Origin of the sequence: Lichenibacterium minor, from assembly GCF_004137685.1 — a bacterium.
Lineage (GTDB): Bacteria > Pseudomonadota > Alphaproteobacteria > Rhizobiales > Beijerinckiaceae > Lichenihabitans > Lichenihabitans minor.
In genome coordinates this window covers 187442-198323 of the sequence record NZ_QYBB01000003.1, presented here as the reverse complement: position 1 = coordinate 198323, position 10882 = coordinate 187442, and the positions used below count along the sequence as shown (strand labels likewise).

The following is a 10882-nucleotide window of genomic DNA, read 5'->3' as shown; positions in this document are numbered from 1 at the left end:
CGACACGGGCGCCCCGCGTCCCGTTCAGGACGAGGAGGATAGACGATGTGGGGCCGGAACGCCCGCGATCCTCGTCACGCGACCGACGCCGCGATGGCGGCGTCGGCCTCGTCGATGGCGCCCGGCGTGCCCACGTGGAGCCAGCGCCCGTCGAGGCGGGTGCCGAACAGCCGGCCGCGCGCGGCCGCGTCGAAGAAGTAGGGCGCGAGCCGCATCGGCACCCCGTCGTCGAGGTCGGCGAAGGCGCCCGGCTTCATCATGCCCACGCCGGCATACACGAAGGGGGCGACGTCGCCCTCGGCGCGGCGCACGAGCCGGCCCGCCGGGTCCATGTGGAAGTCCCCCGGCCAATCGACGCCGACGCTGCCCGCCGCTTCGGCGACGAGCAGGAGCACGTCCATCCGCTCCGGGTCCCAATCGGCGAACATCCGGGGCAGGTTGGGCCGCGGGCCGGCGATCCACACGGCGTCGGTGTTGCAGATCACGAAAGGGTCGGGACCCAGCACGGGGAGCGCGCGGCGGATGCCGCCGGCCTGGTCGAGCAGGCGGGCGCGCTCGTCGGACACGACGATCTCGGGCGCGCTGCGGCCCGCGAGATGCGCCTCGATCTGGTCGGCGAGGTAATGCACGTTGACGACGGCGCGGCCCACGCCCGCGGCGTCGAGCCGGTCCAGCATGTGGTCCAGCATGGTGCGGCCGGCCACCCGCACCAGCGGCTTCGGGACGGCGTCGGTGACGGGCCGCATGCGCGTGCCCATCCCGGCGGCGAACACCATGGCGCTCTTCGGGGGCGCCATCGTCAGGCGCTTTCGCGCTGGGGCGACGCGGGAGCGCGCGGCGACACCACGCGCGGCATGTAGGTCTCGTACCACCCCCGCAGCTCGCCGAGCGCCGGATGGGCGAGCCCCTTCGTCAGATAGCCCTCGATGCGCGGCAGCATGGCGAGGTACTGGGGCTTGCCGTCGCGCTTGTCGAGCCGGGCGAAGATGCCGAGGATCTTGGTGGCGCGCTGGGCGCCCAGGATCGCGTAGGCGCGCACGAAGCCCGCCATGTCGAAGTTCGGGTCCATGCTGCCCCTCAGCTGCGCATAGGCGCCGAGCAGCTTCAGCTCCAGGGCGTCGGGCACCGTCACCCGCGCGTCCTGCAGCAGCGCCGCGACGTCGTAGGCCGGATGGCCCAGCACGCAGTCCTGGAAGTCGATCACGCCGACGCGGGCCAGCCCTTCGCGTCGCTCCAGCCAGATCAGGTTGGGGGAATGGAAGTCGCGCAGCGTCCAGGTCGTGTCGCGGCCCACCACCTCGCCGAAGAGCCGCGTGCAGATGGAGGTGAAGGCGTTCCGGCCGCTCGCCGGGATCGCGATCTTGGCGACGTTGGGGGCGTACCAGTCGACGACGAGCTCGGCTTCGACCAGCAGCGCGTCGAGGTCGTAGGGCGGGATGGAATAGGCGCCCTCGCCCTGCGGCACCGAGGCGGGCAGGGCGGTGGCGTGCAGCCGTGCCAGCAGCGCCACGGCTTCGAGGTAGCGCTCGGCGATCGGGCCGTTCTCCTCGACGAAGGGCTCGGAGCCGAGGTCCTCGATGATCGCGATGCCGTGCTGGGCGTCGGCGGCGTAGACCTCGGGTGCCGACACGCCCTGCTGTCGCAGCGCGGCGTCCATGGCGAGGAACGGCCGGATGTCGCCGGCCAGCCTCGCGATCTCGTGGTACGGCTTGCCGAAGCGCAGCACCGGCGCGTCGGCACGCGGCGGCGAGGTCATGAACAGCGCGGTGCGGCCGTCCTCCGCCGTCAGCCGCTCGTAGGCGCGGGTGGAAGCGTCGCCGGTGAGGTAGGCGCGGTCCGCGTCGGCGAAGCCCGCCCGTTCCAGCAGCGACTCGACGGCCTGCGTTTGGGCGATGCGGGCGGAAAAGTGGCCGTAGCCCGTGACCACCGCGGTGCGGGCCGTTTCGGGATCGTCGGCGTCGATCGACAGCGTGACGTCGAGGCGGTCCTCCGGCAGGGCGTCGCCGATGCGCTCGGCCCATTCCACCAGCAGCAGGGCGCCGTCCGACGCCTCGTCCCAGCCGAGCTCGGCGAGCTCGGACGCCGAGCGGATCCGGTACAGGTCCGCGTGGACGACGGGGAAGGATGCCGTGTCATAGAGCTGCATCAGCGTGAAGGTGGGGCTCGGCACTTCCAGCTCGGGATCGCCCGCGAGGTGGCGCACCAGCGCGCGGGCGAAGGTGGTCTTCCCGACCCCGAGGTCGCCCGACAGGGTCACGAGGTCGCCGGCGCGCAGGAAATCCGCGATGCGGGCGGCGAAGCGCACCGTGTCGTCCGGCGACGGCAGGAGCACCGACCACACTGCCTGCGATGCCGTTTGACTGGCCAAACCTTGGAACTCCAGAACCGCCCGGGCGCGCCGTCGGGCCGCCTCGTCACTACACGAGGCCCCCATCCTCGACAATCGTGGTGAACGGCCGGTAAATCGCCGCCCGGCACCCCGGCCTCGGCGGGCGAACCGCGGCCCGAAAAGCCCGCTCCGGCGGGGCCGGGCGGTTGACAGCGGCGAGGCGCCATCTTTATGTGCGCGACACTGATCGAAGGCCGACGACTTTGCCCCCGCGTGCCGATTTTCGGGCGCCCGCTTAAGACCTCACCCCGACCGATTGGTTGCGGAGCCATCCTCCCCGGCACCGTACCGCAGCTAGGAACGAAAGGGTTCGGTCATGAGCACCGGCACCGTGAAGTGGTTCAATGCCGAGAAGGGCTATGGCTTCATCCAGCCCGACGACGGCACCAAGGACGTCTTCGTGCATATCAGCGCGGTCGAGCGCGCCGGCTTCAGCGACCTCCGCGAAGGCCAGAAGCTCGACTACGAGCTGACCACCGATCGCCGCTCCGGCAAGGTGTCGGCGGACAAGCTCCAGGCCGTCGAGTGATCATCTGAGCCCAGGCGATCCGCCGGGCCTTGAGAAAAGGACAAATCGTTGCAGATTCTGGTTCGCGACAACAACATCGAGCAGGCTCTCAAGGCGCTGAAGCGCAAGCTCCAGCGCGAAGGCGTGTTCCGTGAGATGAAGCGCCGGGCGGAATACGAGAAGCCCTCCGAGAAGCGCGCCCGCGAGCGGGCCGAGGCGATCCGCCGGGTCCGCAAGCTGGCCCGCAAGCAGGCCCAGCGCGAGGGTCTCCTGCCGGCGCCGAAGCGCAAGCCGATGATGCCCCCGCGTCCCGTGGCGCCGAGCGCCTCCTGATGGCGTTGCGGCCCGCGTCGTCGGGCCGCGTCCATCCAGGCGAATGAGAAAGGCGCGGCGCGAGCCGCGCCTTTTCGCGTTCGGGAGGCTGGCGGCAACTTACGCCGGGCTCAAGCGTTGATGAAGTGTTGAGCGATGGCGAATGTTCCGGCAATGCCGGGCCTCGCCGTCCTGCGAGATGGATCCTGGGCCGAGGCCCGATGAGGACAGGACGTATGGCGGACAATTCCGAAGCCGCGCGGTTGCGGGCCGAAGCGCGGTTCGAGAAGCTGCAGAAGACCACGCAGGAGAATGCAGCGGTCTGGGCACAATACGAGGCGTCGTGTTCCGCCGTGCGCGACCGGACGGCGTCGCTGCGTGAGCTCCGTCTCGCCAAGGAGGCCCAGGAGGCCGAGGTCGCCGCGGCGGCAGCCCTGGAGAAGGCCGCGTCCAAGAAGAAGCGGAAAGTCGCCGTCAAGGCCTAGGGTCGGCGGGCTGTTTCAGGCTCGACGGAGGAGCTGGCCAAGGTCGGCGAGCTGGTCGTGGTGGAGCAGCAGCACGCCATTGGCGGCCGCGAGCTGCTTCGCCGACCGCGTGAAGCTGGCGTTCGACACCACCGCGGCACGGTCGCCCGCGTGGAACCCCACCGCCGCGTGGGCTTCCTGCACGGCCTTGTTGCCGACGGGCTTCGAATAGAACTTGCACTGGATCACGACGCGGCACCCTTCCGCGTCCGCGATGAGGTCCGCCCCCTGGTCGCCCGTCACCGGCGTGGTTTCGACCTGCCATCCCTGCGCCTGCAGCAGGTTGCGGCACAGCGTCTCGTAATGCTCGCCGGAGATGATGTCGGCGTCGCGGATCGGGGCCGAACCCACCGCATCGTCGCCTTCCCGCAGCGTGGCCAGCAACGTCCGGATCAGCCGCGACCGCGTCGGCGTGCCCCGGCCCATCCCGCGCGTGTCGAGGCCGCGGTCCCGGGCCTCGCGCAGCACGACGTTCTCGATGAAATAGTCGATGTGGTCGATCCAGGGCTGCAGCTGGTAATTGCCGTAGCCGTCGTGGATGACGAGTTGCTGCCGCTTGACGGTGAGCAGCCGAGCGTAGCGCGCCGTGACGTCGCGCGCGACCGCCAGGAGCCGCGACCTGCGGCGCAGCGACACCCAGTTTCGGCCCGCCACCGCCGCCACGACCAGCGCGCCACCGGCGCCCGCCGCTTCCGCCCACCCTCCGACCATCCCGCACGTTCCCGCCCGCTCCGCGTCGCCAGGATAGGGCCGGGATCGTGTAGAAAGGATGGGCGACGTCCGCCCGGCGCTCCTGCCCGGCCCCGACGCTTCCTGCCCCGGACGAGGTCGTCCCGGGAGCCGCGGAGATTCCCGCGGATCACTCCGCCGCCGTGATCGCCCCGACCGCCGCGCGCGTGGCGGGGAAGATGCAGGTCACCGTCGTGCCCTCGCCGGGCGCCGAGTCGATCAGCACCTCGCCCTGGTGCAGTTCCACCAGCGACTTCACGATGGACAGGCCCAGCCCCACGCCGCGGTGGCGCGACCCGCCGGCGTCCGACCGGAACCGGTCGAACACCCGGTCGAGCACGTCGAGGGGGATGCCGCGGCCCTGGTCCGACACCTTGAACACCACGCGGTCGTCGCGCCGCATCGCCGCCAGGGTCACGGTCTGCCCCGGGCTCGAGAAGCCGATGGCGTTGGACAGGAGGTTGAACAGGATCTGCCGCAGCCTCTTGCCGTCGGCCGGGAAGGCGCCGATCCCGTCGAGCGCCACGATCCGCAGGCGGATGTCGTTCTCCGCCAGCCGGTCCTGAACGCCTTCGGCGGCTTCCTCCATGGTCTGGACGATGTCGATGGCGCCGAGGTTCAGCTCCATCGCGTCCATGTCGATGGTGGCGAGGTCCAGGATGTCGTTGATGATGGCGAGCAGCGCCGCCGACGATTTGGTGACGTAGCCCGCGTATTCCACCTGCTTCGGGTTCAGCGACCCCACCGCGCCGTCGCCCAGCAGCTGGATGAAGCCGATGATGTTGGTCAGCGGCGAGCGCAGCTCGTAGCTGACGTGGTGGACGAAGTCGTTGCGCAGCTTTTCCGCCGCCAGCAACGCCTCGTTGCGCTCCTTCAGCACGCGCTCGACGTTCACGCCGGCCGTTACGTCGATGAAGGTGAGCAGCGAAGCGCCGTCGGGCAGGGGGGCGGCGGCGCAGTCCACGACGGAGCCGTCGCGCCGCTGCAGCCGGTGCCCGAAGCCCGAGCGCGCGTCGTGCAGGCCCGCCACGGAGGAGCGCACCTCGGACCACACCTCGACGTCGACGCTTTGCGGCACGCAATGGGCCGCGATGGCGTCGATATGGGGCTGGTCGGCGAGCTTGCCGGCGTCGAGCCGCCACATGTCGGCGAAGGCGGGGTTGAACAGCTTCAGCCGCCCGTCGGTGCCGAACACCGCCACGGCCTCCTTCAGCGTGTCGAGCGTTTCGCCCTGCACCCGGATCATCGCGTTGAAGCGCGATTCCAGATGGTAGCGCTCCGTCACGTTGTCGAAGAGGTAGATGACGCCGCCCTTGAGGTTCGGGTTGGTCACCACGCGCAGGGTGCGGCCGTCCGGCAGGTACCAGATGGCTTCCGACGTTTCCACCGCCTGATAGCTGGCCATGAGGCCGGCCTTCCAGGCGCGGTAGTCGGCCTGTTCGGGCAGGCGTCGCTCGGCGCGCAGCCGGTCGAGGATCTCCCCGTCGCTCGGGCGGCTGTCCAGGAAAACCGGATCGAGCCCCCACAGCGCCGCATAGGCGGTGTTGTGGAAGACGAGGCGCTTGGCGCCGTCGAAGATCGCCACCGCGGTCGACAGCTGGTCCAGCGTGCGCGTCTGGCTGTCGAGTTGCTTGGCCAGGTCGTCGCGCAGCGCGTCGATCTCGGCGAGGTCGGCCGCGACGCCGGCGGAGCCGAAACGGCCCGGCACCTCGACGACGTCGAGCATGTGGCGCCCGCCCGCCACCACGGCCCCGACGCGGCCGCGGTAGGCTTCGCCCGACGCCCGCGACGCCGCCGCGGCCCCGCGCGCCGGCGCGTCGAGGAGCTCGAGCCCGCGCGCCACGGCTTCGGTGCCGTCGCGCGTCTCGACCGCGTTGGCATAGGCGGCGTTGACCCAGGACACCCGGCCCGAAGCGTCGCGCAGCCAGGCGGGATCGGGCAGGGCGTCGTGCAGCGCCCGCCACAGGTCGTTCTCGCCGACCACGGTCGCGTGGTGGTCGCGCAGGCGCGACAGCTCCAGCCTGTCGCCGGACACGTCGCGCAGGCGCAGGATGGCGCGACCCCCGATGGCGCGCCCTTCCGCCTCGATGTGGCGGCCCGCCGTCGTGACCAGCGCCATGCGGAAGCCCTCGCCCCGCCCGCGCAGCCGCTCGACGGCGTGTTCCAGCGCCTGGGCCGAGGAGGCCGGCAGCCAGGTGCCGAAGCCGAGGATGCGGCGCGGCACCATCACGTCGGACAGCAGCGTCAGGTCGCCCTCGATCTCGGGTTCGTGGTTCGACGAGCCCCAGGCGACGACGATCTGCTGCTCGGACGACAGGAACATCTGGGCGCGGTCGAGCCGCGCGCGCAGGTCGGCCACCTCGGCGCCGAGCAGCCGCTCGGTCGCGAGCCAGCGGCGGCGCCCCGCGAGGTGCAGCAGCGCCGTGACGGCCGAAAAGATCGTCAGCCCGACGAAGAGGGACACGCCGGCGGCCTCGCCGTGGTCCACGATGCCGTCGAGCGACAGCATGCGCATGTCCGGCGCCGCGTGGGCGGCCGTCGACGACAGGGCCGCCGCGGCGAAAGAGCCCGCCGCCGTTCCGGCCAGCAGGAAACCTCGTCCGACCCGGCTCGCGCGCCCCTCCGTCTGGTCAACCCCGGTCCGGCCCTCGCAACCGCGACGCCGTCCGTCCGCAGACCCAGCCCTTTTCAGGTGCTGCCGCCATTTCATGCCCCTTGCCCCCTCGCGTCCCCGCGCCCGCGACCCCGCGAGGGATGCCGGCGCGCCGTCCGGGCCGCCTCCGCCAAGAGCGCCCCGAATCGCTGCAGCATAGTCTCAGCTGGGGAGCTTTCGGAAGGCGTTAATCATGTTCCGCGACGACGCTCGAAGGCTGTGTCCCCGGCACCACGGCGCGGGCCGCGCCGACGTGAAAAGGGGCCGGACGACGCGTCGCCCGACCCCTCATGCCGCTTGCCCGATGGGCGGCCCCGCGGGGCCGCCGGCCGCTCAGTAGCGGTAATGGTCGGGCTTGTAGGGGCCCGCCTGGTCGAGGCCGAGATAGGTGGCCTGGTTGTCCGTCAGCTTGGTCAGCTTCACGCCGATCTTGTCGAGGTGGAGCGCCGCGACCTTCTCGTCGAGGCTCTTGGGCAGGACGTAGACCTTGCGCTCGTACTGGCCCGGCTTGGTCCACAGCTCGATCTGGGCGAGCGTCTGGTTGGTGAAGGAGGCGGACATCACGAAGGACGGGTGGCCGGTGGCGTTGCCCAGGTTCACGAGGCGGCCCTCCGACAGGAGGATGATGCGCTTCTCGTCGGGGAACTCGACCTCGTCCACCTGCGGCTTCACGTTGTGCCACTTCAGGTTCTTCAGGCCCGCGACCTGGATCTCGGAATCGAAGTGGCCGATGTTGCACACGATGGCGCGGTCCTTCATGGCCCGCATGTGGTCCAGCGTGATGACGTCGACGTTGCCGGTGGCGGTGACGAAGATGTCGGCGCGCGGCGCCGCGTCCTCCATGGTGGTGACCTCGTAGCCTTCCATGGCGGCCTGAAGCGCGCAGATCGGGTCCACCTCGGACACCATCACGCGGCAGCCGGCGTTGCGCAGGCTGGCGGCCGATCCCTTGCCGACGTCGCCGAAGCCCGCGATCATGGCGACCTTGCCGGCCATCATGACGTCCGTGCCGCGGCGGATGCCGTCGACCAGCGACTCGCGGCAGCCGTACAGGTTGTCGAACTTCGACTTCGTCACCGAGTCGTTGACGTTGATGGCCGGGAACAGGAGCTTGCCCTCCTTGGCCATGTTGTAGAGGCGATGCACGCCCGTGGTGGTCTCCTCGGTGACGCCCTTGATCGCCTTGCCGTTGCGGCCGTACCAGCCGTGGTCCGAGGCGATCTTCTTCTTGATCGCGGCGTAGAGGACCTCCTCCTCCTCGTTCGACGCGGTGTCGAGAAAGGCGGTGTCGCCGCCTTCGGCGCGGATGCCGAGGTGGATCAGCAGCGTGGCGTCGCCGCCGTCGTCCAGGATCATGTTGGGCGTGCCGCCGTCCGCCCAGTCGAAGATGCGGTGGGTGTAGTCCCAGTAGTCCGTCAGGCTTTCGCCCTTGATGGCGAAGACGGGCGTGCCCGTGGCCGCGATGGCGGCGGCGGCGTGGTCCTGCGTCGAATAGATGTTGCACGACGCCCAGCGGACGTCGGCGCCGAGCGCCTTCAGGGTCTCGATCAGAACGGCCGTCTGGATGGTCATGTGCAGCGAACCGGCGATGCGGGCGCCCTTCAGCGGCTGCGTCGGGCCGTATTCGGCGCGCACCGCCATCAGGCCGGGCATCTCGGTTTCGGCGATGGCGATCTCCTTGCGGCCCCAGCCCGCGAGGGCGATGTCGGCGATGGCGGAGTCGGCGGAAAGGTTGTCGTGGGTCATGGGGCGGGCCTGTCGGTGGCTGACGATGGCCCGTGACCTACCACCCCGACGTCCATAACGCAATAAAGATATAAAGACATCCTTATATGTATGTTTGCCTCGCCGGCGGGCGGTCGTGCCATCGAGGCCGGCGCTTCGCCGCGGAGCTGCGCGCCCTGCAAGCAAAGCGGCGGCGCGGCTGTGGACGAGACGAGCGTTCCCGCGAATTGGTTTGCAGGACAATTGAAAAAGTCCTTGGATGCCGCCCGGACAGGGGCTCCGGCGATCGGGGCGGCCTCGCTTCGGGCGGAAGGGACGACGGATGAAGGTCAATCGCGTTTTCGGACTGGGGCTCGCGGCCCTGTTGCTCGGCGGCACTGCCGCCTCGGCCAAGACCTTCGTGTTCTGCCCCGAGGGTTCGCCCGAGAACTTCTCGCCGGCGCTCAACACCACCGGCACGAGCTTCGACGCCGCCCGCCCCGCCTTCGATCAGCTCGTCGAGTTCGAGATCGGGTCCACCAAGGTGGTACCCGGCCTGGCCGAGTCCTGGGACATCAGCCCGGACGCCAAGACCATCACCTTCCACTTGCGCCATGGCGTGAAGTTCGGCGCCACGAAGGGCTTCAAGCCGACGCGCGACTTCGACGCCGACGACGTGTTGTTCTCCTTCGGGCGCCAGTACGACGCCGCCAACCCGTACAACAAGATCGGCGGCGGCAAATACGACTACTACAGCGACATGGATATGCCGAAGCTCGTCAAGAGCATCGAGAAGAAGGACGACTACACCATCGTCATGACGCTGACGGAGCCCAACGTCGCCATCCTGGCCAACCTCGCCATGGACTTCGCCACGATCCAGTCGAAGGAGTTCGCGGACGCCATGATGAAGGCCGGCACGCCCGAACAGTTCGACCAAGTGCCGGTCGGCACCGGGCCCTTCATCTTCCAGGCCTACCAGAAGGACGCGGTGATCCGCTTCAAGGCCAACCCGGACTATTGGGGCGGCAGGCCCAAGATCGACGAGCTCGTCTACGCCATCACGCCCGACGCTTCGGCCCGCATCTCCAAGCTGAAGACCGGCGAGTGCCAGGACGCGCCCTTCCCGCGGCCGGCCGACCTGCCCGAGCTGAAGAAGGACCCGAACGTCCAGGTCCTGTCGCAGCCGGGCCTGAACATCGGCTACCTCGCCTTCAACGCCACCAAGCCGCCGATGGACAAGAAGGAGGTCCGCATCGCCCTCTCCATGGCGATCGACCGCGGCGCCATCGTCAAGGATGTCTACCTCGGCGCCGGCCAGCAGGCGAAGAACCTCATCCCGCCGACGCTGTGGGCCTATAACGACGCCGTGAAGGACTATCCCTTCGACCCCGAGACGGCGAAGAAGATGCTCGCCGCGGCCGGCGTGAAGACGCCGATCGACATCGACCTGTGGTACATGCCGGTGCAGCGGCCCTACAACCCCGACGCCAAGCGCATCGGCGAGATGATGCAGTCGGACCTCGCCAAGGTCGGCGTCAACGCCAAGCTCGTGTCCTACGAGTGGGGCGAGTACCGCAAGCGCCTCGGCGCCGGCGAGGACACGGCCGGCCAGTACGGCTGGACGGGCGACAACGGCGACCCGGACAACTTCTTCTTCCTGCTCGGCTGCCCCGGCGGCAAGCCCGGTTCCAGCAACGCCACCAAGTGGTGCGACGCCACCTACGACGCCGACCTCGTCAAGGCGCGCCAGACCCCCGACGAGGCCGCCCGCAAGGCAATCTACGACGAGATGCAGGTCATCCAGCACGACAACGAGCCGATGCTCACCATCGCGCATTCGGTGGTCTACGAGCCGCTGGCCGCCAACGTCGTGGGCTACAAGATGAGCCCGCTGAGCCGGCACCAGTTCCAGAAGGTCGACCTGAAGTGAGGGGTGGCGCCGGCCGGGGCCAGGCAGCCCCGGCCGGCGCGTCCGAGCCCGTCGGGGGCGAGTGGGCCGCGCAACGCCCGATGCCGCCCCGATCCAGACAGCGCGGCGCTTTCGCCGCCGATCCATCTCC

Annotated in this window: 9 protein-coding genes; 4 read left to right on the top strand and 5 right to left on the bottom strand. The window is 69.8% G+C overall.

Annotation, left to right across the window (positions count from 1 at the left end; translation table 11 throughout):
• Positions 1 to 74: 74 nt before the first annotated feature.
• Positions 75 to 797 carry a nucleotidyltransferase family protein gene (locus D3273_RS05025; RefSeq protein ID WP_245500995.1) on the bottom strand — a complete coding sequence of 241 codons (723 nt, stop codon included), beginning with the start codon at positions 795 to 797 and terminating at the stop codon, positions 75 to 77.
• A 2-nt stretch (positions 798 to 799) separates the two neighbouring features.
• Positions 800 to 2368, bottom strand: a complete 1569-nt coding sequence (gene tsaE / locus D3273_RS05020; protein ID WP_129224111.1) for a tRNA (adenosine(37)-N6)-threonylcarbamoyltransferase complex ATPase subunit type 1 TsaE — start codon at positions 2366 to 2368, stop codon at positions 800 to 802.
• Positions 2369 to 2705: 337 nt separating this feature from the next.
• On the opposite strand from tsaE, the gene D3273_RS05015 reads away from it, so the two are divergent.
• From D3273_RS05015 to D3273_RS05005, 3 genes are all read left to right on the top strand, one after another.
• Entirely contained in the window at positions 2706 to 2918 is a 213-nt protein-coding gene (locus D3273_RS05015) for a cold-shock protein (protein WP_129224109.1), read from the top strand.
• Between the two features lie 48 nt (positions 2919 to 2966).
• Positions 2967 to 3230 (top strand): 30S ribosomal protein S21, encoded by a 264-nt coding sequence (gene rpsU, locus D3273_RS05010; RefSeq protein WP_129219832.1) that lies wholly within the window; start codon positions 2967 to 2969, stop codon positions 3228 to 3230.
• A 215-nt stretch (positions 3231 to 3445) separates the two neighbouring features.
• The gene (locus D3273_RS05005; protein WP_129224108.1) at positions 3446 to 3694 is read left to right on the top strand and encodes a hypothetical protein; all 249 of its coding nucleotides are present in this window, start codon (positions 3446 to 3448) and stop codon (positions 3692 to 3694) included.
• Between the two features lie 15 nt (positions 3695 to 3709).
• Here the strand turns inward: D3273_RS05005 and D3273_RS05000 are convergent, their stop codons facing one another.
• The 3 genes from D3273_RS05000 to ahcY all read right to left on the bottom strand — a co-directional run bounded on the left by D3273_RS05000 (position 3710) and on the right by ahcY (position 8861).
• Positions 3710 to 4444, bottom strand: coding sequence for a restriction endonuclease (locus D3273_RS05000; protein WP_129224106.1), 735 nt, complete (start codon positions 4442 to 4444; stop codon positions 3710 to 3712).
• A 148-nt stretch (positions 4445 to 4592) separates the two neighbouring features.
• Entirely contained in the window at positions 4593 to 6971 is a 2379-nt protein-coding gene (locus D3273_RS04995) for a sensor histidine kinase (RefSeq protein ID WP_245500994.1), read from the bottom strand.
• Positions 6972 to 7448: 477 nt separating this feature from the next.
• On the bottom strand, positions 7449 to 8861 hold the full coding sequence (ahcY, locus tag D3273_RS04990) for an adenosylhomocysteinase (protein ID WP_129224102.1): 1413 nt from the start codon (positions 8859 to 8861) through the stop codon (positions 7449 to 7451).
• A gap of 301 nt (positions 8862 to 9162) precedes the next feature.
• Here ahcY and D3273_RS04985 point away from each other — a divergent pair, with 301 nt between their 5' ends.
• Complete coding sequence (locus D3273_RS04985; RefSeq protein WP_129224100.1) at positions 9163 to 10752, top strand: ABC transporter substrate-binding protein; 1590 nt, start codon at positions 9163 to 9165, stop codon at positions 10750 to 10752.
• Positions 10753 to 10882 lie beyond the last annotated feature (130 nt).

Bases quoted from the DNA above. Each gene is read 5' to 3' on its own strand.
- ahcY (WP_129224102.1), bottom strand. From the start codon at position 8,861: ATGACCCACGACAACCTTTCCGCCGACTCCGCCATCGCCGACATCGCC.
- D3273_RS05000 (WP_129224106.1), bottom strand. From the start codon at position 4,444: ATGGTCGGAGGGTGGGCGGAAGCGGCGGGCGCCGGTGGCGCGCTGGTC.
- D3273_RS04985 (WP_129224100.1), top strand. From the start codon at position 9,163: ATGAAGGTCAATCGCGTTTTCGGACTGGGGCTCGCGGCCCTGTTGCTC.
- D3273_RS04995 (WP_245500994.1), bottom strand. From the start codon at position 6,971: ATGCTGTCGCTCGACGGCATCGTGGACCACGGCGAGGCCGCCGGCGTG.
- D3273_RS05025 (WP_245500995.1), bottom strand. From the start codon at position 797: ATGGCGCCCCCGAAGAGCGCCATGGTGTTCGCCGCCGGGATGGGCACG.
- D3273_RS05005 (WP_129224108.1), top strand. From the start codon at position 3,446: ATGGCGGACAATTCCGAAGCCGCGCGGTTGCGGGCCGAAGCGCGGTTC.
- D3273_RS05015 (WP_129224109.1), top strand. From the start codon at position 2,706: ATGAGCACCGGCACCGTGAAGTGGTTCAATGCCGAGAAGGGCTATGGC.